Origin of the sequence: Paenibacillus sp. FSL M8-0334 (genome assembly GCF_038000405.1) — a bacterium.
Classification (GTDB): domain Bacteria; phylum Bacillota; class Bacilli; order Paenibacillales; family Paenibacillaceae; genus Paenibacillus_AQ; species Paenibacillus_AQ campinasensis.
On the sequence record NZ_JBBOCH010000002.1, the window covers coordinates 984932 to 1008864 of the forward strand.

The 23933-nt window shown below is 52.8% G+C and carries 22 protein-coding genes; 19 read left to right on the forward strand and 3 right to left on the reverse strand.

What is annotated here, in order from left to right; genetic code table 11:
- The first annotated feature begins 9 nt into the window (after positions 1–9).
- The 12 genes from MKX64_RS18620 (at position 10) to MKX64_RS18675 (ending at position 14648) form a co-directional block, all read left to right on the forward strand.
- Complete coding sequence (locus MKX64_RS18620; RefSeq protein WP_341037793.1) at positions 10–864, forward strand: ABC transporter permease; 855 nt, start codon at positions 10–12, stop codon at positions 862–864.
- A 24-nt stretch (positions 865–888) separates the two neighbouring features.
- Entirely contained in the window at positions 889–1809 is a 921-nt protein-coding gene (locus tag MKX64_RS18625; RefSeq protein ID WP_095264201.1) for a carbohydrate ABC transporter permease, read from the forward strand.
- A gap of 54 nt (positions 1810–1863) precedes the next feature.
- Positions 1864–3516: an ABC transporter substrate-binding protein gene (locus MKX64_RS18630; protein ID WP_341036980.1), complete on the forward strand. Its 1653-nt coding sequence runs from the start codon at positions 1864–1866 to the stop codon at positions 3514–3516.
- 145 nt (positions 3517–3661) lie between these two features.
- Entirely contained in the window at positions 3662–4507 is an 846-nt protein-coding gene (locus tag MKX64_RS18635; protein ID WP_341036982.1) for an amidohydrolase family protein, read from the forward strand.
- A 15-nt stretch (positions 4508–4522) separates the two neighbouring features.
- Positions 4523–5485: an aldo/keto reductase gene (locus tag MKX64_RS18640; RefSeq protein ID WP_155617970.1), complete on the forward strand. Its 963-nt coding sequence runs from the start codon at positions 4523–4525 to the stop codon at positions 5483–5485.
- Positions 5485–6516: a zinc-binding alcohol dehydrogenase family protein gene (locus MKX64_RS18645; protein ID WP_341036984.1), complete on the forward strand. Its 1032-nt coding sequence runs from the start codon at positions 5485–5487 to the stop codon at positions 6514–6516. The genes MKX64_RS18640 and MKX64_RS18645 overlap by 1 nt, the downstream gene beginning before the upstream one ends.
- A gap of 17 nt (positions 6517–6533) precedes the next feature.
- Positions 6534–8807, forward strand: coding sequence for a glycoside hydrolase family 95 protein (locus tag MKX64_RS18650; RefSeq protein WP_341036986.1), 2274 nt, complete (start codon positions 6534–6536; stop codon positions 8805–8807).
- 214 nt (positions 8808–9021) lie between these two features.
- Entirely contained in the window at positions 9022–9909 is an 888-nt protein-coding gene (locus tag MKX64_RS18655; protein ID WP_095397765.1) for a sugar phosphate isomerase/epimerase family protein, read from the forward strand.
- Between the two features lie 560 nt (positions 9910–10469).
- Positions 10470–11618: a stalk domain-containing protein gene (locus tag MKX64_RS18660; protein WP_095397766.1), complete on the forward strand. Its 1149-nt coding sequence runs from the start codon at positions 10470–10472 to the stop codon at positions 11616–11618.
- 158 nt (positions 11619–11776) lie between these two features.
- Entirely contained in the window at positions 11777–12262 is a 486-nt protein-coding gene (locus MKX64_RS18665) for an NUDIX hydrolase (RefSeq protein WP_095397767.1), read from the forward strand.
- A 207-nt stretch (positions 12263–12469) separates the two neighbouring features.
- Positions 12470–13830 (forward strand): IS1182 family transposase gene (locus tag MKX64_RS18670; RefSeq protein WP_095268202.1). Its coding sequence is split into 2 segments (ribosomal slippage): positions 12470–13037 and positions 13037–13830, totalling 1362 coding nucleotides; the frame shifts between segments, so codons are not numbered across the junction.
- Positions 13831–14189: 359 nt separating this feature from the next.
- Positions 14190–14648 carry a hypothetical protein gene (locus tag MKX64_RS18675; RefSeq protein WP_095397768.1) on the forward strand — a complete coding sequence of 153 codons (459 nt, stop codon included), beginning with the start codon at positions 14190–14192 and terminating at the stop codon, positions 14646–14648.
- 13 nt (positions 14649–14661) lie between these two features.
- On the opposite strand, the gene MKX64_RS18680 is transcribed toward MKX64_RS18675, so the two are convergent.
- A complete protein-coding gene (locus MKX64_RS18680) occupies positions 14662–15444 on the reverse strand; it encodes a lipase family protein (protein ID WP_095265882.1) in 783 nt (260 codons plus the stop codon).
- 133 nt (positions 15445–15577) lie between these two features.
- Between MKX64_RS18680 and MKX64_RS18685 the strand changes: the two genes are divergently transcribed.
- The 6 genes from MKX64_RS18685 to MKX64_RS18710 all read left to right on the forward strand — a co-directional run bounded on the left by MKX64_RS18685 (position 15578) and on the right by MKX64_RS18710 (position 21956).
- Entirely contained in the window at positions 15578–16099 is a 522-nt protein-coding gene (locus tag MKX64_RS18685; protein ID WP_095397770.1) for a DUF6886 family protein, read from the forward strand.
- Positions 16100–16165: 66 nt separating this feature from the next.
- Positions 16166–17188 carry a serine hydrolase domain-containing protein gene (locus MKX64_RS18690; RefSeq protein WP_255222980.1) on the forward strand — a complete coding sequence of 341 codons (1023 nt, stop codon included), beginning with the start codon at positions 16166–16168 and terminating at the stop codon, positions 17186–17188.
- Positions 17189–17210: 22 nt separating this feature from the next.
- Positions 17211–17837, forward strand: coding sequence for an NUDIX hydrolase (locus tag MKX64_RS18695; protein ID WP_095397772.1), 627 nt, complete (start codon positions 17211–17213; stop codon positions 17835–17837).
- A gap of 476 nt (positions 17838–18313) precedes the next feature.
- Positions 18314–19117 carry an ABC transporter ATP-binding protein gene (locus MKX64_RS18700; protein ID WP_095397773.1) on the forward strand — a complete coding sequence of 268 codons (804 nt, stop codon included), beginning with the start codon at positions 18314–18316 and terminating at the stop codon, positions 19115–19117.
- A gap of 162 nt (positions 19118–19279) precedes the next feature.
- Positions 19280–20974 carry a M3 family oligoendopeptidase gene (locus MKX64_RS18705; protein WP_095397774.1) on the forward strand — a complete coding sequence of 565 codons (1695 nt, stop codon included), beginning with the start codon at positions 19280–19282 and terminating at the stop codon, positions 20972–20974.
- Between the two features lie 103 nt (positions 20975–21077).
- Positions 21078–21956 (forward strand): GNAT family N-acetyltransferase, encoded by an 879-nt coding sequence (locus MKX64_RS18710; RefSeq protein ID WP_155617961.1) that lies wholly within the window; start codon positions 21078–21080, stop codon positions 21954–21956.
- A 148-nt stretch (positions 21957–22104) separates the two neighbouring features.
- On the opposite strand, the gene MKX64_RS18715 is transcribed toward MKX64_RS18710, so the two are convergent.
- Together MKX64_RS18715 and clpP are read right to left on the reverse strand one after the other, a co-directional pair.
- On the reverse strand, positions 22105–22314 hold the full coding sequence (locus MKX64_RS18715) for a hypothetical protein (RefSeq protein WP_095397776.1): 210 nt from the start codon (positions 22312–22314) through the stop codon (positions 22105–22107).
- A gap of 45 nt (positions 22315–22359) precedes the next feature.
- Complete coding sequence (gene clpP / locus MKX64_RS18720; RefSeq protein ID WP_095265874.1) at positions 22360–22941, reverse strand: ATP-dependent Clp endopeptidase proteolytic subunit ClpP; 582 nt, start codon at positions 22939–22941, stop codon at positions 22360–22362.
- 223 nt (positions 22942–23164) lie between these two features.
- On the opposite strand from clpP, the gene MKX64_RS18725 reads away from it, so the two are divergent.
- Positions 23165–23929, forward strand: coding sequence for an RNA polymerase sigma factor (locus tag MKX64_RS18725; RefSeq protein ID WP_341036995.1), 765 nt, complete (start codon positions 23165–23167; stop codon positions 23927–23929).
- Positions 23930–23933 lie beyond the last annotated feature (4 nt).

The following is a 23933-nucleotide window of genomic DNA, read 5'->3' on the forward strand; positions in this document are numbered from 1 at the left end:
TATCTGCTGATTATTCCGCCGGTGTTGTACTTCATCATCTTCAAGTACTTGCCGATGGCAAACGCCGTGCTTGCTTTCAAGAACTATAACGTGGTGAAAGGGATTTGGGGGAGCCCATGGGTCGGCACGCAGTATTTCGAGATGTTTTTTCGCAATCCGGCGTTTGCGACACTGATCAAGAACACGCTGTACATTTCGTTCTATCAGTTGATCGTCGGGTTTCCGGTCCCCATTCTGCTGGCGCTGGCTTTGAATGAGGTGAAAAGTGCAAGGTATAAAAAAACCGTGCAGATGGTCACCTATGCGCCATATTTCATATCCACGGTCGTCATGGTGTCCATCATCATGCTGTTCCTGTCCCCACGACTCGGGATCGTGAACACGATCGCGGGTGCGCTAGGCTTCGAAGCGATCAATTATCTTGGAGAGCCCGGCATGTTCCGCACGATTTACGTGCTGTCCGACGTGTGGCAAACGATGGGCTATTCCGCCGTCATTTATCTTGCTGCGCTGGCAGGGGTTGACCCGTCATTATATGAAGCGGCGAAGGTGGACGGCGCCAATCGGTTCCAGAAGATTCTGAACGTCGATCTCCCCGGCATTATGCCGGCAGCGGTCATCATCCTGATTCTTAGCGTAGGCAACATCATGGCGCTCGGCTTCGAGAAAATGTACTTATTACAAAATCCGCTGAACTTGTCCACGTCGGAAATCATCTCCACCTATGTGTACAAAATCGGATTGCTAAACGCGAACTATAGTTTCGCCACGGCGGTCGGACTGTTCAATTCCTTAATCAACCTGGTTCTGCTCCTGGTCGTCAACACGATTGCCAGGCGGGCTTCCAATACCAGTCTCTGGTAAATTTTGTGAAAGGGGTTGAGTGACATGAAAACATGGCAAACCCACTCTGGAAGCCGGCAGCGCACAAGGATCAAGGAGTCGCTAGGGGACCGCATCTTTCTGACTGTGACCTACATCATGCTGACCTTGGTATTAATCGCTGTCTTGTATCCGCTTATTTACATCGTAAGCTCTTCCCTGAGCAGTCCAAGCGCCGTCTCTGCGGGCAAGGTGTGGCTATGGCCGGTCGACATGACGCTGGCAGGGTATGAGGCGGTGTTCCGGAACGGCCAGGTGCTGACCGGTTATGCCAATTCATTGTTTTATACCGTGGCCGGTACGTTAATTAGCGTATCCCTGACGATTATGGTCGCCTACCCGCTGTCGAAGAAGTCCTTCTTCGGCCGCACGCCGCTTATGATTTTCATCACCTTTACCATGCTGTTCTCCGGCGGCTTGATTCCGACCTATCTGGTTGTTAAATCAATGGGCCTGATCGATACCCGCTGGGCACTGCTCATCCCGAATGCTGTTTGGGTATGGCAGGTCATTATCGCCAGAACCTTCTTCCAGACCTCGATCCCGGATGAGCTGTCTGAGGCGGCGGATATCGACGGGTGCAGCGACATCCGCTACATTTTCAGCGTCGTTCTTCCCCTTGCCAAACCGATCATCGCCGTGCTTTCGCTCATGTATGCGGTGGGGCAGTGGAATGCGTATTTCGACGCCTTGATCTACTTGAAATCGCAATCGCTCTATCCGCTTCAGCTCATTCTCCGCAGCATTCTCATCCTGGGCAGCGGAACAAGCAATATAGATGCCGGGGAGATGGTGAGGCAGCAGCAAATGGCCGAGCTGATGAAATACTCGCTCATTGTGGTGGCCAGTCTTCCGGTACTGGTGATCTATCCGTTCGTGCAGCGCTATTTCGTGCAAGGCATGCTGATTGGCTCTGTAAAGGGCTAAATCGAGGGCAGAGCCCGTTACATTTCATTATCCATTCATGAGGGGGAGATTGATTTGAGAAAAACAGGAACTCGTCTGCTTGTTCTCATTCTGACGCTTAGTTTCGTGCTTGCCGGATGCTCCGGCGGAAATGACCGTGCAGGGAGCGAAGAAGGCGGCATGCCGGATGCCGGACAGAAGGTAACAATTAACGTATTTGCCCATCAAGCATCGGATGTGGACCTAGGGACCAACAAGTTTACGAAAAAAATGGAAGAGCAGTTTAACATCAAATTCAACTGGACAACCGTTCCATTCGACGGCGCGGCCGAAAAACGGCAAATCTCGCTTGCGTCCGGCGATTATCCGGATCTGTACTTGCTCATTCCATGGGTAGACCGCTTCTCGCAGACGGACTTGCTGAAGTTCGGACAGCAGGGGGTAATCATTCCGCTGAACGACCTTATCGACGAGCATGCTCCACACATTAAGGAAGTGCTGGAGAACAACGAATATTACAAGGCGATGAACACCGCGCCGGACGGCAACATTTACGGATTGACCGGCTTAAACGAATGCTTCCACTGCTCCTATCCGAATAAAATGTGGATCAATACGAAGTGGCTGGATCAGCTCGGGCTTGAGCAGCCGAAGACGCCGGAAGAATTCAAAGCGGTTCTCGAGGCCTTCAAGACGCAGGATCCGAACGGCAACGGCAAGGCGGATGAAGTGCCGCTCAGCGGATCTGTCGAGAATTTCGGAGTTCACGTGATCCCGTATCTCATGAACGGCTTTATATACAACGACGACAGAACATACCTAATCATGAAGGATGGCCAGGTGGACACCGCTGCCAACAAACCTGAGTGGCGGGAAGCACTGGCCTACATCAAATCGCTCTATGATGGAGGGCTTATTGACCCAGGGGCTTTTACACAAAATGCAGGCGCATATAAAAAAATCGGGGATAACGCGGACGCACAGCTGCTGGGTGCCGGGGCAGGCATGCATCCCGCCTTGTTTATGACTACGGGAGAAGACGCGCCGTACAGCAGGGATTACAATCCGCTTCCGCCCCTGCAAGGACCGCATGCCAATTATGCAACATTCAACTATCCGATTGATCCGGGCGCATCCTTCGTCCTGACGAATAAAGCTAGCCAAGAGACGCAAATCGCCGCCATTCGAATGCTGGACTATTTCTATACGCAAGAAGGCGCGATGCTTTCCTATCTTGGTGAAGAGGGCGTAAGCTGGCGCAAGCCTCAGGATGGAGAAATCGCACTGAACGAAAAAGTAGAGCCGCTCTATAAATCGATTCCGCTTGAATCCGGGGAGCAGCCTCGCAATGACAATTGGGGCGCACTGACTCAATATAACCACCATCGGGATTATCGTGATGCTGAAGTCCAAGGCACGGATATTTTCGCTGATGACGGCTACGAACGCCGTCTTTACGAGGCAACGCTATTGATGGAAGGCAAGGAGCCGCAGGAAATCTTCCCGCACTGGGCGCTATGGGTCGACCCGCTGGTAGCCGACGAAGCCAGCATGATGCAGACGAACATCAAGGACTATGTTGACCAGAACGCTTTGCTGTTCATCACCGGCGCTAAAAGTCTGGATAAGGATTGGGATGATTATGTGAAAGGGCTGGAAGGTCTCAACATGCAGCGTTATATTGAAATCATGCAGGCTGCCTACGATTCATCAACCATATCGAAGTAAATGGTTGTAGCAGGATAAGCTTGGGTTCATGGGGACAGGAGTCTTCGCTCAGCATGCGGGGGCTCTTGGTTCCATTATGCGGTATTTGGTCATGGTTATTCTTACTGTGAGATGTTATAACAAGGAGGAATGGAGGTGGTGTTCGATGCGCATTGACGCCCATCAGCATTTCTGGAAGATCGAACGCAACGATTACGGTTGGATTACGCCTGAAATTCCGGTGCTTTACCGCGACTATCTGCCCTCTGACCTCAGGCCGCATTTGCAGAGGCATGGCATCGGCCAAACGATTCTGGTCCAAGCGGCGCCGACGATCGAGGAGACCGAATATATTCTGAAATTAAGCGAAACGGCCGATTTCGTCGCCGGCGTGGTCGGCTGGCTGGATCTGGAGAACCCTGCGTTTATGGAACAGTTCCGCCGGTTTAACAGGCATCCGAAATTTATCGGGTTTCGTGTCATGATCCAGGATATGGCGGACCCGAACGTCATTTTGTCGCCCACTTGGATAGAAGCGCTTTCATACTTTGCGGAACAGGACGTTCCGGTCGATTTGCTGGTACTGGCTGACCAACTGCCACAGCTGGCCCAATTGCTAGAGCGGGTGCCTCGGCTTCGAGGCGTTGTCGACCATTTGGCGAAGCCGCCGATCGCATCTGGGATCATGGAACCTTGGAGAAGCCATATGGCGGAAATCGCCCAATATCCGAACATCTTCTGCAAGCTGTCGGGGATGGTAACGGAGGCCGACCGTCAGGGCTGGCGCAAGGACGATTTTGCCGCATATGTCCATGAAGCGCTTGACCTGTTCGGACCCGAAAGGGTGATGTTCGGCAGCGATTGGCCTGTCTGTCTTCTGGCAGCCACCTATGACGATGTCGTTGATGTGCTGCAGCATGCCCTTCGGGATCGTCAGCTGCCACCGGCAGCGATTGAAGCTGTTTTCGGCGAGAACGCCGCCAAATTTTATAAGTTGAATGAACATGAATAATGGAGGAACCAGGTGATGAAATACAGAAAGTTGGGGAACACGGGGCTGGACGTATCGGTGTTAAGCTTTGGAGCATCTTCACTGGGCGGCGTTTTCCGGGACGTTCGGAAGGAGGAAGGGATCCGTACGGTTCATACCGCCATCGACATGGGCATCAATCTGATTGACGTTTCGCCCTACTATGGCTTGACGAAAGCGGAAACGGTGCTGGGCGAGGCGCTAGGGACGATTCCGAGGGACCGGTATATTTTGTGCACAAAAGGGGGGCGTTACGGACAGGACGAGTTTGATTTTTCGAAGGAGCGGCTGATCCGCAGTGCGGAAGAGAGCATGCGGCGACTGGGAACCGATTATCTCGACATTTTGCTGCTGCATGACATTGAGTTCGGTTCGCCGGCTCAGGTGCTGGAGGAAGGACTTCCAGCGCTGGAGCAGTTGAAGTCATCGGGCAAAGTTCGCTTCTTCGGCGTATCCGGCTTGCCGCTCAATGTCTTTGAGGCGGTGCTGTCCCATAGCGCTCCGGATGTCGTTTTATCCTATTGCCATTATTCCCTGAACGATACCTCGCTGCTGCAACTGCTGCCGCTGCTTGAGCGTAACGGAACCGGACTGATCAATGCGTCACCGCTGTCCATGGGTCTGCTGAGCAACCGGGACGTGCCGGAGTGGCATCCCGCTGGGGAAGACATCAAGGCCGCCTGCCGGCGTGCCGCGGAACATACCCGGAGCCGGGGGGCGGATATCTCGAAGCTTGCGGTCCAGTTCTCGACGGCCGATGAACGAATTCCAACGACGCTTGTCAGCACGGCGAATCCGGACAATATCCAGCGCAACGTGTTGTGGACGGAAGAAGCGATGGACGAACAGCTGCTGCAAGAAGTGCTGGAGATTCTGAAGCCAATCGATGGCGCAACTTGGCCGAGCGGACGTCCCGAGTGGGGCGGGGAACTGACCTTGCAGCGCGGGGAGCGATCCTGATGAAGGGGGTCATCTGCGAGAATGTGGGGCGGTTCGTCGTTCGGGAGGATTTGCCGGAGCCGTGCATGCGGGAGGACGAGGCGATCATAAAGGTTCGGCGCATCGGTATTTGCGGGACCGATCTGCATGCATACCAGGGCAATCAGCCTTATTTTACGTACCCGCGCGTGCTTGGCCATGAGCTTTCCGGGACGATTGAGCAGATCGGCGACAACCGGGAGGGGCTTCAGGCGGGAGATCTGGTCAGCGTGATTCCGTACCTCCACTGTGGTCATTGCCGGCCTTGCCGCCAGGGAAAAACGAATTGCTGCCAGAACATGAAGGTGCTTGGCGTCCATGTAGACGGCGGATTGCGGGAGCGGATTGCCGTGCCTATCCGCAATCTCATCAAGCCGGAGGGGCTTACCCTCGATCAGGCGGCGATGCTGGAGCCGCTGGCCATCGGCGCACACGCCGTCCGTCGTTCAGGGATGGGCGATGGGGAGCAGGTGCTGGTCATCGGTGCCGGACCGATCGGGCTGGGTGTAATGGCAATGGCCCGCTACGCCGGCGCGAAGGTGATTGCGATGGACGTGAACGACGAGCGGCTTGCCTTTTGCAGGTCCTGGGCAGCGGTTGAACATACGGTAAACGCGCTCCGGGAGCCGAGGGAACAGCTGGCTGAGCTGACGGGCGGCAGCTTTCCGGCATGCGTGATCGACGCCACTGGCAACGCTTCGTCGATGGAAAGCGCCTTTGGGCTCGTCGGCCACGGCGGTTCCTTGACGTTTGTAGGGTTGGTCAAAAGCACGATCACCTTTAACGATCCCGAATTTCACGCGCGCGAAATGACCGTGCAGGGCAGCCGAAACGCAACGCGGGAGGACTTCGAGCGGGTAATTGCAGCTATAAACGGCGGCTACGTGGACATTGGCGCTTACATTACCCACCGCTGTGCACTTGAGGATATGATCGACCGTTTCGACAGCTGGCTTCTGCCGGAATCGAAGGTGATCAAGGCGATGGTGAAGCTAGGCGGGTTCGATAAATAACGGATTGGAGGAGAAGCATGACTAGTTGGACTGACATGGAGCAAGGGTCTCGATTATGGTACGGCAAACCGGCTAGCGAATGGAATGAGGCACTGCCGATCGGAAACGGACGTCTCGGCGCAATGATCTTCGGGGGCACGGCTGAGGAGAAGCTGCAGCTTAATGAGGATTCGGTATGGTACGGCGGTCCGCGTGACCGCAACAACGAAGATGCGCTGCCTCATTTGCCTGAGATTCGCAAGCTGATTATGGAAGGAAGGCTGCGGGAAGCGGAGGAGCTGGCGGCGATGTCGATGGCGGGGCAGCCGGAAGCGCAGCGACACTATATGCCGCTCGGCGATCTGCTGCTGTCCTTCGGACAGCACAGTCAGCCTGTCAATGATTACGTGCGTGAGCTTGATTTGGAGAAGGGTGTATCCCGGGTCAGCTATCGCATCGGCGAGATCCGGTATACGCGCGAGCTGTTTGCCAGTTATCCGGATCAGGCGATTGTCATTCGGATAACCGCCGACAAGCAGGAGGCAATCTCGTTAAAAGCCCGGTTCAACCGCCAGAACTGGCGATACCTGGAGAAGACAGACAAATGGGGGACAAGCGGACTGCTCATGCGTGGGCACTGCGGCGGAGAAGGAGGCAGCTCCTTCAGTGCCGTCTTGAAGGCGGTTCCGGAGGGCGGCGTTTGCCGCACGCTGGGAGAGTATTTGCTGGTGGAAGGAGCCAGCACAGTCACATTGCTGCTCACCGCCGGAACGACGTTCCGTCATCCCGATCCGGAGATTGACGGCAAACGGCGACTGGATAAGCTAAGCCGGGTTCCGTATGCCGAGCTATTAGCCCGTCATGTCGCCGATTACCGCGAGTTGTACGGACGGGTCGAACTGAGACTGCCCGCGAATCCGGACAAAGCCGCGCTCCCGACCGACGAACGGTTGCGGCGATTCCAACAGGGCGAAGAAGACCACGGCCTGATCGCGACCTATTTTCATTTCGGACGTTATCTGCTTATGGCCTCCAGCCGGCCAGGCTCTTTGCCCGCGAATCTTCAGGGCATCTGGAACGACAGCTTCACTCCGCCGTGGGACAGTAAATACACGATCAATATCAACGCACAGATGAATTATTGGCATGCGGAAAATTGCAATTTGGCCGAATGCCACGAGCCGTTGTTTGAGCTAATCGAAAGAATGCGCGAGCCCGGTCGCGTCACTGCCAGCGTCATGTACGGCTGCCGTGGCTTCACGGCGCATCATAATACGGATATATGGGCGGATACGGCGCCGCAGGATACGTATCTTCCGGCCTCCTTCTGGCCGATGGGCGCCGCCTGGCTATGCCTGCATCTGTGGGAGCATTACCGGTTCGGTCAAGACCGATATTTTCTGGCACGGTCTTACGAAACGATGAAGGAGGCAGCGCTGTTCCTGCTCGATTATCTGATCGAGGATGATGAAGGGAGACTCGTCACTTGCCCTTCCGTTTCTCCGGAGAACCGGTATAAGCTGCCAAACGGAGAGACGGGGGTACTGTGCGTCGGGGCCACGATGGATTTCCAGATCATTGAAGCGCTGTTCAATGCCTGTATGCAGAGTGCGGAAATGATCGGGCGAGATGAGGCGTTCCGTGAGGAGCTCAGGGACGCGCTGAAGCGGCTGCCCAAGCCGCAAGTCGGAAAATACGGCCAAATTCAGGAGTGGATGGAAGATTATGAAGAGGTGGAGCCGGGGCACCGACATATCTCCCACCTGTTTGCCCTTTATCCTGGTGAAAGCTTTAGTGTGGAGCGCACACCGGAGCTGGCTGAGGCTGCCAAGACGACATTGGAACGCCGGCTGGCTAAAGGCGGGGGACACACCGGCTGGAGCCGGGCGTGGATCATTAACTTCTGGGCCCGCCTGCAGGACGGGGCCAAAGCTTACGACAACGTCAGAGCGCTCCTGGCTCATTCCACACTGCCGAACTTGTTCGATGATCATCCGCCGTTTCAAATCGACGGCAACTTCGGCGGTACGGCGGGAATTGCCGAGATGCTGATCCAAAGCCACGATGGAGTGATTCGGCTGCTGCCCGCACTGCCTGATAGATGGAGGGATGGAAGCGTCAAGGGGCTTCGGGCCCGCGGCGGTTATACGCTAGATTTCGTCTGGGCGCGGGGACAGGTAACGGAAGCGGTTGTGAATTGCACAGTTTCCGGTCCTTTCCGACTGGAAGCTCCCGGTCTTGATCACCTATCGTTTGAGGGCGAGGCCGGACGCTCCTATACGTTTGGCAACAAGGCGGTTATAGATCGTTAAGTGAGCCACTTCTTCGAGGTTGCTTCATGCCACACATGGCGAAGCGTCGATCGAACAATATGCCGAAGCTCCCGGTTAGCTGGCGTAGTTAAGCCTGGTAACTCCCGCAAAATCAAGCTAGTAATGCACAAGATAGGATGAGAAAAAGCGGAGAAATCCGGCTATACTGAGGTTGCTTCGGCATATTAAACGTCAATATAGGAGTGGTAAACATATGACGAATTCATTGCGTATCGGAACGCTGGTCGGCGGAGGGGACGCCGTCCGCGTCATCCCCCAGATTGCGCCGCACGGATTTGAATCGTTCAGTCTCACCTTCTGGCAAACGACAGGCGAGACCGATCTTGCGGAGACGGCCAAGCGGGTTCGTGAGCTTCAGGCTGAACACGGTTTCATCGTGTCGACGCTCGGCATCTTTGGCAATCCGCTGACGGGAGCAGGCGATAGCGCAGATACTCTGGCAAGCTGGGAGCGTCTGATCGATCATGCTCATCTGTTCGGCACTGACATCGTATCCGGATTTACGGGGCGGCTGACAGGGGAATCCATCGACGCCTCTATTCCTCAATATGCGAAGGTGTTCGGCGAGCTGTCCAAAAGAGCGGCGGACAAGGGCGTCCGAATTGCGTTCGAGAACTGCGACATGGGCGGAACATGGGCGACAGGGGACTGGAACATCGCTCATAACCCGACGGCATGGGAGATGATGTTCAACGCGATTCCGTCAGATCATATCGGGCTGCAGTGGGAGCCCTGCCATCAGATGGTGTCCTTGATTGACCCGATTCCGCAGCTGCGCAAGTGGGTAGATAAGGTATTCCACGTTCATGGCAAGGATGCGACGATTGCTTGGGACGTGGTGAGGGAATACGGCATCCACGGGCCGAAGCCGTTTGTATGGCACCGTACGCCAGGTTTTGGTGACACGAACTGGACCGACATCATCACGATTTTGCGTCAGGCGAATTATCAGGGAACAATCGATATTGAAGGATGGCATGACCCTGTGTATAAAGGGGATCTGGAAATGACGGGACAAGTGCATGCACTTCATTACTTGAAGCGGTGCCGCGGCGGAGAATTCGTACCGAACCCGGTGTGAATCCCTGGCGCAGCATAGTATCTTCTTCTTCAACGTCAGCTCGTACCTTAGTGGTACGAGCTTTTTTAGTTTAGGCATCCTCCTTTTTGAATTTGTGCTGCCGGAACACTTAACGCTGGAAGGGACTCTTTTTAAAAAAATGTGCATATAGACCTATATATAATCGGAAAGTATTGAATCACGACTAAAGTCGTACTATTAGACTTATCGTATGGGGAAATTTTCAACTAGAGTAGGTTCTTGTTGAAGCAGACCTTCGCAACATATCAGCAATTAAACCTCTGTAGTCTCCGGGTGTCCGGGTGAATTTTTTTATCTGTACTTGCCTGCGTGCCCATAACGGACGATAGTCGCTGGCACGATCCGGGACTAATTTCGCGATTTTAAATTATGGGGAAGGAATTTAAGCCTATATTTGTTGGGTGAATCGAGATAAGATCAAGGCTGGAAAGGGCTGAGCGCTTGTAACTGCGGGTTTGACAAATTTTTCTTCCCGATGATAGGATCGAAAAGGTTGCCAGTTAAATTCTGTAAAGCAATGAAAGGGGAGGCGTAACGGAATGAAAAAGAAATGGATCACGGCTGCTCTATGCTTCGCATTCATGATGTTTGGCATGAGCATCAGTGCATGGGCGAACACACAATTGCAGGAAATAAAAGCTTATCTCAATGGGGAACTGAAAATCAGAATGGATGGACAAATCGTTCAATTGAAGGACGCCAATGGTAAAAGCGTTCTCCCTATTTCATATCAGGGAACTACATATCTTCCGGTCAGAGCGGTCTCCCAATTGTTGGATGTAGATGTGTCTTATAATGCCCAACGTAAAGAGGTTGTCATTGGGGAGGGATCTCAAACGGGAAATCCTTCAACACCGGCACAACCAGCACAACCAATAACACCGCCGGCACAGCCGCAACCAAGCCCTGCGGTGCCAGACGATACGGTGAAACTCGTATCCTGGAGTGATAAGGCCGAGAATGGGAAACTCGAGGTAACCGCCTCGGTTCAGAATACGGCAAGCTCAGGGAAAACCGTCGGCATCGTAGCCACCGGTTATGATAAGAACGGGAAAGCGGTTGAAACCCAAGGCACAAGCGGTTTTGTGGTGGGAGGCCATGTCCGTAATTTCAATGTTTCGCTGAATGCTGTGGATGTCATTGATTCTGTCAAGGTCGAGCTGACAGGCCATCGTCAACAGGTCGAACTCATTTCTTATGCTGATCGTCTTCATCAAGGCAAGCTTGAAGTTACCGGCGTCGTGGAGAACGGCAATGAGAAGGGCGCTACGACCGGAATCGTGGTAACAGCCTATGATAAGAATGGAAAAGCTATTGAAACTAAAGGCACGAGCGGCTTTGTTGTTGGTGAGCATGTCCGCAATTTCAAGGTCAGCCTGAACGCGGCTTCACAGATTGCACGCATCGAAGTGAAAGCAACGGGGTTCGCGGATGCTGTTCAGGTGCTGTCAGAAGCAAGCCGTGTTGATAATGGCAAGCTTGTCGTGGAAGCGGTGCTGGAGAATGGCTATGAGAAAGGGAAAACACTTGGCATCGTCGTCACCGGATATGACAAAAACGGCAAAGCGGTAGAAACGAAAGGTTCGAGTGGATTTGTCGTTGGTGAGCATGTGCGAAACTTCTCCGTTTCTCTGTCCTCTGCCTCCAATATTGACAAGGTGAATATCCAGATTACAGAAGAAGACTAAATCTACATCGATTAGGGTTAACCGAGCAAACCGTTTGTTCGGTTAACCTTTTATGTTTCACCAGGTCATGTGGAAGAGCGGCAGTCTTCGTACCGCATATAATAGGTTCATCAAAGAGATTTTAAGCGTTAGCCATCATGAACAGGAAAGGATGTTCTATGGGTTATATAATGGAGCTTCGCAAACAAGTCGGAACCCGGCCGTTAATTATGACCGGGGCATGTGTGCTGGTATTGGCTGACGATTCCATGCTGTTAGTCAAACGGACAGACAATGGCGCATGGGGCCTTCCAGGCGGGTCCATGGAGCCGGGAGAGCGGCTGGAACAGGCCGCTGCAAGGGAACTTTATGAAGAAACGGGGTTCACGGCAGGGCCGCTGAAGCTGTTTGATGTATTTTCCGGCCCGGAGCTGTACTACAAATACCCGAATGGTGATGAAGTATATAATGTTGTGACGGTCTATGTATCCGCTCAGGTGGAAGGAACTGCGGCGCCGGATACGGAAGAAGTGTCGGAGCTGAAGTTTTTTGGCCTGGAGCAGCTGCCGGAGGCGATCAATCCGCCCGACCGTCCGATTATTCAGGCAATGCTCGCGCGGTATGAAGAAATTGAGGGGATCCTAGGGAGAAACAGCACTTTTTAAATAAGGATAGCCTATAGATATCGATTCCGTTCCATCATAGGTTGCATCAACTGGCATATGCCTTAATGCATTCAGACTCTTGCTCATGCAAGAGTCAGGCTGTCGAGAAAGTCTCGACAGCTATTTTTTTGTGTATTTAGTTCAACACGACACCGCGTTAATATTGTATAATATTTAGTAAATAAACTGTTCGGAAGGGTGTTAAATATGTTGCGTTCTAACCGAGAAAAACAGCAGGCTTACGAGTTTGTTTCGATTGAAGAATTGGTTCCCCACGATCATCTGCTTCGTAAAGTGGACAAGTATATCGATTTCTCTTTCATCGACGAAAAGGTCCGTCCGCTTTACTGTGCTGATAATGGGCGACCAGCCATCGATCCTGTCGTGTTATTTAAGATGATTTTCCTCGGTTATTTTTACGGCATCCGTTCAGAACGTCAACTGGAACGCGAGATTCAGACAAATCTGGCATACCGTTGGTTTCTTGGTTTGGGATTGACAGACAAAGTTCCGGACCATACCACCATTAGCTGGAACCGACGGACTCGTTTCAAAGACACTACTATCTTTCAAGATATCTTCGATGAGATTGTGCTGCAGGCAATCGAGCATCGCATGGTCGGCGGACGAGTCCTGGTTTCGGATTCCACGCATGTGAAGGCCAATGCGAACAAACACCAGTACACCAAACAGCAGGTTCTACAAAACACACGAGATTACATGGACGAACTCAATGGCGCAGTAGAAGCCGACCGGAAGGCGCATGGAAAAAAGCTTTAAAACCCAGAGAGGATGTGGTCGAGAAGAAAGAAATCAAGGTGAGCAAAACCGACCCGGATAGCGGTTATATGATTCGCGATGGCAAACCGGAAGGATTCTTTTATTTAGATCACCGGACCGTTGATCTAAAATACAATCTGATTACCGATGTCCACGTCACGCCGGGAAACGTTCATGATTCTGTACCGTATTTGTCGCGTTTGGATCGCCAACGAGAGCGATTTGGTTTTGAAGTTGAAGCCGTTGCCCTGGATTCAGGTTATTTAACAACCCCCATCTGCAAAGGATTGCAGGAACGGGGGATCTTTGGCGTGATTGCTCACCGGAGATTTCATCCGACCCAAGGCTTGTTTCCGAAGTGGAAGTTTACCTATGATGCCGAGCGTAACCGTTATATTTGTCCGCTCCAGCATGAATTGTTGTATCGCACCACGAATCGAGAAGGATACCGGCAATATGCCTCCGACCCGAAGCACTGCAAGACTTGCCCGATGCTGGAGCAATGTACCCGTTCACGGAATCACCGCAAGGTCGTCACGCGCCATGTCTGGGAAGACAGCAAGGAATGGGTACGAAACAACCGGCTCAGTCGATCCGGTAAGTATTTATACCGAAAACGAAAAGAAACGATTGAGCGAAGCTTCGCGGATGCCAAAGAGCTCCATGGGTTTCGCTATTGCCGGTTGCGCGGGTTGCAAAACGTCAGGGAACAAGCTCTGATGACAGCAACCGTGCAGAATATGAAGAAGATGGCGATCCACTTGGATCGCCTGGAAAACAGGGGGTAATCCCCCCATTTCCCCTCTTGAAGTGACCACTTAAAAAGGGAGAAACCCTGTACTTTGAAAAAAGTGCAGGGTTTCTCGACAATCTGACTCTTGCTCATGCAAGAGTCTTGTTTAGGCTGAAGCCCAACCTCCGAGGTTGCCATCATGAACGTTTCAGAAAGGAAGAGGAAGGGGGACTGAGAAGCGAGGAAATCAAGAAACCAAGGAGCCTCGTCTTGTCCTAGGAGTCAACCGCTGAAGCGGTGAATGCAGACCTTTTTTATATTCATTCTATACCTGACGCATAGCTGTATTCGACTACCATTGTATGAGATAATAGGCGAAAGTTTATAATCAACCATTTGTGCGGGGGGAAGAGGATGAGAGCACGCTGGCTGACAGTTGGTCTATGCCTTGGTTTATGTCTGACCGGATGCACCGCTGAAGGGGCCAAGAAGCCGCCCGTGAGTCTTGAATCGGCGATGCAGCACGTATACTCCTATTCATTGAATGAGATTGAGCCGGAGCATGTGGAGGAGGTCACTCAATGGCTTGCCGACGCTCAGGCCGAGGGAGCGGAAGGGCAGTTTTTTATCAAGAACTTTCAGGATGATACGAGCGAATATGCGTATACCTATGGTTATGCCGGCGGTTACGCTGATTACGAAGTAAGTTTCATTTATACTCCGAAAGATCCGGTGAGCACAGGTAAAATCCATATCGCCGGCACCCGAAAGGATTCGCTTGCCCATCATTTCGTTCAAATCAAAACGGTCAACGACCTATCCATCATGTATATCGTTGCGGATGAACGACTGGAAGAGCTGCTTGGGTTTTGAATCGAAGCGGTTCTTACTCTACAGGGCATAGGCCAGGGTTGGCTTCACGCAGCTTCTCGCTGAATTGAGGGTCGAGCTTGGCGAGCTCGGCATAATAGCTGCCGATGACATGATTGCCTGATATCGATCCTTTCAGGAAATCCAACGGAATGAGCGTGGGAACATGGCTGTAGTAGTAGGCCTTGTCGCGTTTTGGCAGCTTATAGATGCTCGGCGGCGCGTACGTTACCGGATCAAATGTGCTTGCAATTCGGTAGCTGTTCGGAACATAGCGTTTGAAGGCTTGGGCGAATGCGGGATCCCCGATACGCGGGGAACCATAAGTAAACAGCACAGGCACCCGAGCCGTGTTCGCTGCCACATCCACGGCGCACAGCACCGCTAGTGCAGCGCCGAGACTGTGACCAGTAATGAACAGCGCCTTATCCTTGGACAGCCGCCTTAAAGCGGACTTGATCTGTTTGCGCGCAGAGTTATAGATGCCGGTAAACCCGGCATGTGTGAGCACATTTTCTTGTACATACTTGAATTTGCGCTGGGAAGCGATCACATCAGCAATCCAATTGGGGGCCGAGCTGGTCCCTCGAAAGGCAATAATGATCTCTTGATCGGACTGAATAATATACCCGAACCGCTCCCATATGCCGATGAGAGACTGGGCTTCAATCGTATCAAAGAGGGTGTAGTTGGCTGGAAGAACAAAGCGGCCGTCTTGATTGGAGAACTGCATATAAGTTTGGCCGCAGACAGCAGCCAGAAAGATGGCTCTCTGCGTTTGAGCCGTGTTTAATTTCATGCTGTGCCCCTCCCTCGTTACTTTCACTATATTCGGTCTGGGCGGGATTGGTGCCTATGGGGCGGGATGTAAGCGGACATAAGAGCGTAGAGCATGAAAGCATATCGCGTTAGAACGATTAGGAGGGAGCGCAGTGCTGTATCATTTCAGCGAGAATCCGGAGATTCATATATTCGCACCGAGACATCCTGCGGGTCGGGATGATGAGCGGGCGGTCGTATGGGCAATCGATGCTCATCATGCTCCGCACTACTATGTTCCGAGAGATTGTCCTCGCATCTGCGTAGAAGCAGGAAGGGAGACGGCTGAATCGGATGTGGAGAAGTTTTTTGGTTTGTCTGGCGTGCGGAGAATGATCGCAGTCGAAGCGGGGTGGGACTCACGTATCCGGGACGGGAAGCTGTACCGGTATGTTTTCCATCCGGAAGGCTTTGAGCTGCTGGACAGCAATGCGGGATACTACGTTTCTCCCCATCCGGTGACGCCGATTGCTGTGGAGCCCATGGATGATCTGATCGGCGCCATTGTCGGCGCCGATATTGAGCTGCGCGTGATGCCGTCCTTGATGCGGCTCAAGGAACAGGTGCTGGCCTCTACGCTGCATTATTCCATGATACGCATGAGAAATGCCGTGCCGGACACCTCTCTAGAATGAGAAAAACACAGGGAAGATCAGGCTGCTGCTTGTTCTAACCATGTGGATATTGAAAGGATGATGACGATGTCAACTCTGCTGGCAACACTTAATCAGACGATCCAAACGGCGCAATTTTCAGGGGCGGTCCTTATTCGGCAGAATGAAGAAACGCGTTATGAACAAGCGTATGGTTTTGCCAACCGCAGCGAAGAGATGCCGAACCATCCCCATACCCGGTTTGCCATGGCTTCCGGCAGCAAGCTGTTTACAGCGGTTGCTGTATGTCAGCTTGTCGAACGGGGGCATATCACCTATAACACGAGGTTGCAAGAATGGCTCGAGCTGCCAGAAATTGAAGGTTTCGGCGATGTGACGGTGCATCATTTGCTTACCCATACCTCGGGAGTTGCAGACTATTTTGATGAAGAGGTGATGGATGATTTCGAGCAGCTTTGGCTGACGACACCGATGTATCATGTTAGGGAACCGGAGGATGTGCTGGCTTTATTTCAAGACCAGCCGATGAAATTCAAGCCCGGCGAGCGTTTTTCCTATTCCAACTCCGGCTACGTGCTGCTCGGACTTCTGATTGAACGCGTGACGGGTGAATCCTTCCGAACCTACATCGAGAAGCACATTTTTCAGGCTTGCGGCATGGAATCTACCGGCTATTACCGCATGGATCGGCTGCCGAAGCAGACCGCCCTCGGATATATTGACGAGGGGGGAGGCCAGTGGAGAACCAATATTTACTCGGTGCCCCTCATTGGGCAGCCGGATGGCGGTGCATATACAACGCTGTACGATCTTGATCTGTTCTGGCAGCATTTCCTGAAAGGCAAGCTAGTTTCCGAGGAAACCGCAGCGCTTATGCTCACGCCACAGGTTGAGCCAGATGACGATGACAGTTACGGATACGGGATTTGGATTGACATCCGCGACAATGAGATCTTCAGACATTACATTATGGGCTGCGATCCCGGAGTCAGTCTTATTTCGTTCATATATGCCGGAACAGGGATCCGCTCCCACGTGCTCAGCAATCAGACCGAGGGGGCGTTTCTACTGGCTCAAGAGCTGGACAATATCGCCGTTTCCGGTGTCTAGGTCTTGGTAGGAGGTGGAATGGATGTCGAGTACGGAACTATTTGATATATATAATGCGTCTAATATTCATATCGGTGTGGACAGCAGGGAGAATGTTCATGCCAAGGGACTGTGGCATCATACATTTCACTGCTGGATCGTCGATCGCTCCAGCGGAGAGGACCGGTTGCTGCTTCAGCTTCGCCATCCGGACAAGGACACGTATCCCGGTTTGCTCGACATCTCCTGTGCAGGTCATCTTCTGGCCGGGGAAACGGTGGAGGAGGGGGTGCGCGAGCTTGCAGAAGAGCTAGGCATCGTGGCTGCCTTTGATGAGTTGACCTACTGCGGGATGGTCCCTCAAGAAAGCATCATCTCCAGCGATCTGATCGACAGGGAGTTTAATCATGTTTTTCTATACGAGAGCAGCCGGCCAGTCGATGAGTATTCATTTCAGAAGGAAGAGATTACAGGGTTGTTTACGGTTGGTTGCGACGAGTTCCGGGAGCTTGTGCTCGGACAGACGGAGGAATGCTGGGTGGACGGTGTGGTGACCGATCTTCAGGGAGAAGGGCTGATACGGGAACGAAGAAGGATCGGCCTGCATCAGGTGACACCCAATTCTGAGGAATATTACAAGCTGTTGTTCGACAATCTGAAAGCGGAGTGAAATGATTTATTTCCTGGGCAATCAGAGTGCAAGGTTAATCAGGTTTGCGGGTCAGGGCGTGCACAACCCAAGCATCTGTCCTTACATTATCATCATACGGGGCAGAGGGAGGCAAGAGGGACGCTGGAGAAGGAATATGCTTGTCTTTGCCTCCGGATTCCATCGCTGTAACGGTTGAATGCAGAAATCAGGGGAGAGCCGTGGCGTAAGCCCCCCTGATTTCCAGGGAGCGGCATGCTTTGCTGGATGTGAAGTCAGCGTTGATTTCTAAGATGAGCCCCAAACTTTATGTAAAATCTGATATAATACCTTCTAATCCTATCGGAAGCTTCGCAAAAATGAGAATTATACAACGAGATATCGTGTCTATGGAGCACGGTTTCTCAACCGACACGGGAGTCTGGCGATAACGGCAATCTGCACTGGCTGTGTCGTCTCGTGCGACAATGAAATGTCGAGCAGGAAAGGAGCAGACAATGGAGCAGACAACGATAGAACTGCATAATGTGACTTGGCGAAGAGAGCAGAAGACGGTGCTGACGGATGTGAACTGGACGGTCAGGAATGGAGAACACTGGGCGGTTCTAGGCCTGAACGGGTCGGGGAAAACGACGATTCTGAATATGATTAACGGGTATATCTGGCCTACGAGCGGCATGGTCTCTGTCCTGGGTCACCGCTTCGGGACGGTGGATTTGCGCGAGCTGCGCAAATCGATCGGATGGGTCAGCTCCTCGCTTCAGGAGCGGATCCGCCCGAATGAATCTACGCTGGATGTTGTGATTAGCGGCAAGCACGCCTCGATCGGCCTATACCAGAAAGTGGAGGAGTCCGACCGCGAGAAGGCCGAGCAGCTGATGAAGGAATTCAATTGCCATCATCTGCTTGGACGCACGTATGAGACCTGCTCGCAGGGGGAGAAGCAGAAGCTGCTGATCGCCCGCGCCTTGATGGCGTCACCGCGGCTGCTGATTCTGGATGAAGCCTGCAACGGGCTCGACTTTCTGTCGAGGGAAGCGCTGCTGTCCAGCATTACGGCGCTGGCAACAAGACCCGATGCGCCTACACTGCTGTTTGTCACCCATCACATTGAAGAGATACTGCCGGTATTTTCACATTCGCTGCTTATTCGGCGCGGAAGCATATTCGGTCAAGGCCGTTCCCGGGACATGCTCACCAGCAACAATTTAAGCGAATTTTTCGAAACGCCGGTTGAGGTTGCCTGGCAGCAGGAACGGGCCTGGTTATCCATTCCGGATCAGGGCGATCAAGGGGATTAGGGGTAAATTCTCTTCTAGCTTAGCTGGGGAACGGATCGGAATTAGTTTTAATTTAAGGAATTTCCCAATCGGGGCAGGAGAAATGCAATAGGATATCGAATTAACCATAGGTCGAACAATTGACGGTTTACCATGATTTATTATGGAAAGGACAGATGCGCAATGAAATTTAATGAATACCGCTACGAGCGCCCGGATGTCAAAGCATTCGAGCATAAGTTCAAGGAGCTGCTTCAATCTTTCACGTCAGCTGGAAGCTATGATGAGCAGGATCAGGCAATGACAGAAATTAACAAACTTCGCAGCACGTTTGAAACGATGCAGCAAATCGCATACGTGCGCCACTCGATTGACACCAACGATGAATTGTATAAGGCTGAGCAGGATTTTTATGATGAGAATGGTCCTGTGGTGCAAGAATACATAACCGAGTATTATCGGGCGCTGGTGGATTCGAAATTCAGAGAACAGCTTGAGGACAAGTGGGGCCGTCAGCTGTTCCAGCTTGCAGAACTGTCCTTGAAAACATTCAGTCCTGAGGTGATTGAGGATTTACAGCAAGAGAACAAATTGACAACCGAATACTCGAAGCTGATCGCTTCGGCGAAAATCCCGTTCGAAGGGGAAGAGCGCACCTTGTCCCAGCTCGTTCCGTTCCAGCAGTCAACCGATCGCGCGATGCGGAAGCGGGCGGCGGAAGCTTCCAGCGGCTTCATGGCCGCGAATGAAGAGCAGTTCGACCGGATTTATGATGACTTGGTAAAGATCAGAACGAAAATTGCCAAGAAGCTTGGCTTCAACAATTTTGTAGAGCTCGCTTACGCCCGGATGGCGCGCACAGATTACAATGCCGAGATGGTGGCTAATTTCCGCAAGCAGGTGCTGGATTATATCGTTCCAGTGGCTAGCAAGCTGAAGGAGCGCCAGAAGAACCGGATCGACGTGGATCAGCTGCTCTATTATGATGAGAATTTTGCCTTCAAGTCCGGCAATGCCACGCCGAAGGGTGATCCGGAGTGGATCGTGAACAACGGCAAGAAGATGTATGAGGAGCTGTCCCCGGAGACACATGAATTCTTCAGCTTCATGCTGGACAACGGACTGATGGACCTCGTCGCCAAGAAGGGCAAAATGAGCGGCGGTTACTGCACGTATATTAGCGATTACGGAGCACCGTTTATTTTCTCCAACTTTAACGGCACGTCTCATGACATCGATGTGCTGACGCATGAAGCCGGTCACGCCTTCCAGGTGTATGAGAGCCGAAGCCTGACAGTGCCGGAGTACAGCTTCCCGACGATGGAGGCGGCTGAAATTCACTCCATGAGCATGGAATTTTTCACATGGCCTTGGATGGAGCACTTCTTCCAGGATGAAGTGGATAAATACCGCTTTGAGCATTTGGCAAGCTCGCTCATCTTTATTCCGTACGGGGTAACGGTAGACGAGTTCCAGCACTTTGTGTATGAGAATCCGGATGCAACGCCTGCGGAGCGCAAACAGGCTTGGCGTGAAATCGAGAAGAAGTATTTGCCGCATCGCAATTATGAGGACAATGCGTACTTGGATAACGGCGGTTTCTGGCATAGACAAGGGCATATTTTTAATTCGCCTTTCTATTATATCGATTACACGCTGGCGCAAATCTGTGCCTTCCAATTCTGGAAGAGAATGCATGAGGACCGTGAAGCGGCCTGGGCCGATTATTTGCACCTGTGCCGCCTAGGCGGAAGCAAGTCCTTTACCGAGCTGGTGAAAGAAGCCGGGCTGATCTCACCATTCGAGGACGGCTGTGTAACCTCGGTGATCGGTAGCATTGAGAGCTGGCTGGACAGCGTGGACGATAAGGCGCTGTAATCCGTTCTCGGATACAGTAGATGCTGTAACAGCAGGAAGAGAACGAAGGCTTGTGATGAGCCCGGGGCTCTTCCTGCTATTTTTATATTATGAGGGATAATGGATGGATATCTTATATAAACGATTAAGCGAGCTGCCGGTGACGGTGGTCTCAGACTTGTGGAACGCTTCTTTCGAAGGGTATATGGTGAATGCCTCGATGCCGCTGGAGCGCTTCCTCGCCCGGGTGACGAATGATGAGTTATGCCTAAAGCGTTCTCTGGCTTGTTATGTCGATGGACAACCGGCCGGCATTATCCTGAACAGCTTCCGTGAGCTGGAAGGAATAACGATTGCGCGCAACGGGGGCACGGCGATTGGTCCTGATCATCGCGGCAAAGGCCTTGGCAAGACGATGATGGAATACAATTTGGCCCTGTATAAGGAAGAGCAGGTCAAACGGGCTTATCTGGAGGCGATCAGCACGAATGCGCCGGCCATTCGTCTGTACGAAAGTGTCGGATACAGCATCGTGGATCGCTTGCTTATTATGACATGCGAGCAGCTGCGCCTGGACGATGGTGGCAGCGGACGGTCCGCTTACTCGGTCGTGCGGGGGCATGCGGCGGAAGTGCTGGCGATTCCGTACTATAGCTCGGGTGTGGTATGGCAGTCGGATGTTCCTAATCTGAAGGATGCGGAGTGTGTGAAGGTATATGACGGGGACGAACAGGTCGGTTACGGACTGTTCAAGCGAACCTTCGATGATAAGGGAGTACTGGCAGGCATTACGCTGTTTCGCTGTGAGGCCGCACCTGGACGAAGGGATGCCGGCGATGTGATCCGAGCGGCGCTGTATGCAATACTCCAGCCGAAGGATCGCTGCAGACGGACCGCCTTCAACATTCGTGCCACACAGGAGGAATTGGTTCATATCCTGCAAGAAATCGGATTTACAGGATCGATGGAGCAGGTATTGATGCTGTGGGAGCCTGAGAGTTAAGGGGAAGTCATCATCGAAAAAGGACCGGGCAAGGATATCCTTGCCCGGTCCTTCCAGTATAACGGCCATGTTCTCTCCTATGTGCTGCTCATAGCAGCAGGAGGGCAAGCCAGTGGATCATGGCCGACTGCGGCTGTGACGAACCCTCTTATTGTGCGGAAAAGCCGATTTTCGGCTGCTCGCGCACCTTCCTGTCAGCGGCGACGGCACGGATGGATGAAATCGGGACGTACAGCATTTCGAATTCGTCCTTGTATTTCACATAGGCCTCGTTCACCTCTTCCAGCGTTCCTCCGCGAACACAGCTTCCGTCGAGAAAATAAATTGTAACCGCCTGTTTCTCCAGCCCCTTCAGCATCGTAAACCACGCTCCTTTATCGATCTTGCCTAGCTTGTTAGCTGCTCACATCGACGTAATAATCTCGTCGATGATTCCATACGCCAGCGCTTCCTCGGCGGTCATGAAATAATCCCGGTCCATGTCCTTCTCAATGCGCTCCGGCGACTGCCCGGTCCGCTCGGCTGTAATCTGCACCAGCTTCTCCCGCGTCCGGAGAATGCGTTTGGCGGTAATGGCGATGTCACTGGCCTGGCCCTGAACCCCGCCCAGCGGCTGGTGAATCATAACCTCGCTGTTGGGCAGCGCCATGCGCTTGCCCTTGGCGCCAGCCAGCAGCAGTACAGCGGCGAAGGAAGCGGCCATTCCGGTGCAGATTGTGTTCACTTGCGGCTTGATGATCTGCATCGTATCGTAGATGCCAAATCCGGCGGAGGTGGAGCCTCCCGGACTGTTGATGTACATATGAATATCCTTGTCAGGATCCTCGGCTGCCAGGAACAGCAGCTGGGCAATGATGCTGCCTGCGGACGTGTCGTCAATCTGCGTGCCGACAAACACGATCCGATCCTTCAGCAATCGGGAATAAATATCATAGGAGCGTTCCCCCCGCTGCGTCTGCTCCACGACATAAGGAATGTAATTCATCGCGATACCTCCTGCGTGCTTATTTTGGATTTCACCGGGTAAACGAAGCGATAGCGTGAAAGGATACGCGAAGCAGGTCCCGAAATAATGGCAATGGCAGGGCGTAACCGTTCCGGACCTACAATCGTTTACTTCATATAGCTGTTTCAAATTATCCGGAATAAAGGTTCTGCGGATCAAATATAAGAAAGACGGGATCAAGCGAAGAAAGGAGCTGGCCAACATGACGATCATTCAACCGGAATCACATATCCCCATGCTTTCGCAGCAGCGTGTGGAGGAGCTTCACGCCCTGCTGCACCGATACTGCCTGTCCTTGACGGGCTGCCCTTGGGACACGGAGGATCTGGTTCAGGATACGTGGCTCAAGGTGCTGGACAAATTTCAGAAGCGAACGCACAGCAATCCCGAGGCTCTTCTGCTGCGCACGGCTAAAAATACATGGATCGATCGGGTTCGCAGAAACCGCGTGTATCGGCGCATCGTGAACGAGTGGCTGGTCCAGGGAGATGAGATGCAGACGGAACAACTGGACAGAAAGCTTCAGACCGAGGCTGTCTTTCAATTGCTGCTGCAGCATTTGTCCCGGGCGCAGTTTGCGGTATTTGTACTAAGGGAAGGATGGCAGTTCTCAGTCGCCGAGGCGGCCTCGCTTCTGGACACCACGCAAGGGGCTGTCAAAGCGGCACTGCACCGCGCGCGCAAGGCGCTTGAAGCAGCTGAGCTGGAAGAGGACGGCGCGTGGACCGCCATGACGGAGGCAGAGGTTGAGGAGGTGGACGGCCAACTATTACAAGCGCTGGCAACCGCCTATCTGGCAGGCGACGTGGACGAGGTAGTAAGACTGATTCAGACGAGCGGACAGCCGCGAGAGTCGATCATGGCGGTGGGGATGCTGCTGCCGCAGCACCGCATCAAATCCGGCTATGGGGGCACGCTTGAAGGGAGCTTTGCCGTGTCGTGCATGGGCATCGTTATGGCAGCTTGACGAT

Bases quoted from the DNA above. Each gene is read 5' to 3' on its own strand.
- MKX64_RS18625 (WP_095264201.1), top strand. From the start codon at position 889: ATGAAAACATGGCAAACCCACTCTGGAAGCCGGCAGCGCACAAGGATC.
- MKX64_RS18635 (WP_341036982.1), top strand. From the start codon at position 3,662: ATGCGCATTGACGCCCATCAGCATTTCTGGAAGATCGAACGCAACGAT.
- MKX64_RS18640 (WP_155617970.1), top strand. From the start codon at position 4,523: ATGAAATACAGAAAGTTGGGGAACACGGGGCTGGACGTATCGGTGTTA.
- MKX64_RS18645 (WP_341036984.1), top strand. From the start codon at position 5,485: ATGAAGGGGGTCATCTGCGAGAATGTGGGGCGGTTCGTCGTTCGGGAG.
- MKX64_RS18650 (WP_341036986.1), top strand. From the start codon at position 6,534: ATGACTAGTTGGACTGACATGGAGCAAGGGTCTCGATTATGGTACGGC.
- MKX64_RS18655 (WP_095397765.1), top strand. From the start codon at position 9,022: ATGACGAATTCATTGCGTATCGGAACGCTGGTCGGCGGAGGGGACGCC.
- MKX64_RS18660 (WP_095397766.1), top strand. From the start codon at position 10,470: ATGAAAAAGAAATGGATCACGGCTGCTCTATGCTTCGCATTCATGATG.
- MKX64_RS18665 (WP_095397767.1), top strand. From the start codon at position 11,777: ATGGGTTATATAATGGAGCTTCGCAAACAAGTCGGAACCCGGCCGTTA.
- MKX64_RS18675 (WP_095397768.1), top strand. From the start codon at position 14,190: ATGAGAGCACGCTGGCTGACAGTTGGTCTATGCCTTGGTTTATGTCTG.
- MKX64_RS18680 (WP_095265882.1), bottom strand. From the start codon at position 15,444: ATGAAATTAAACACGGCTCAAACGCAGAGAGCCATCTTTCTGGCTGCT.
- MKX64_RS18690 (WP_255222980.1), top strand. From the start codon at position 16,166: ATGTCAACTCTGCTGGCAACACTTAATCAGACGATCCAAACGGCGCAA.
- MKX64_RS18695 (WP_095397772.1), top strand. From the start codon at position 17,211: ATGTCGAGTACGGAACTATTTGATATATATAATGCGTCTAATATTCAT.
- MKX64_RS18700 (WP_095397773.1), top strand. From the start codon at position 18,314: ATGGAGCAGACAACGATAGAACTGCATAATGTGACTTGGCGAAGAGAG.
- MKX64_RS18705 (WP_095397774.1), top strand. From the start codon at position 19,280: ATGAAATTTAATGAATACCGCTACGAGCGCCCGGATGTCAAAGCATTC.
- MKX64_RS18710 (WP_155617961.1), top strand. From the start codon at position 21,078: ATGGATATCTTATATAAACGATTAAGCGAGCTGCCGGTGACGGTGGTC.
- MKX64_RS18715 (WP_095397776.1), bottom strand. From the start codon at position 22,314: ATGCTGAAGGGGCTGGAGAAACAGGCGGTTACAATTTATTTTCTCGAC.
- clpP (WP_095265874.1), bottom strand. From the start codon at position 22,941: ATGAATTACATTCCTTATGTCGTGGAGCAGACGCAGCGGGGGGAACGC.
- MKX64_RS18725 (WP_341036995.1), top strand. From the start codon at position 23,165: ATGACGATCATTCAACCGGAATCACATATCCCCATGCTTTCGCAGCAG.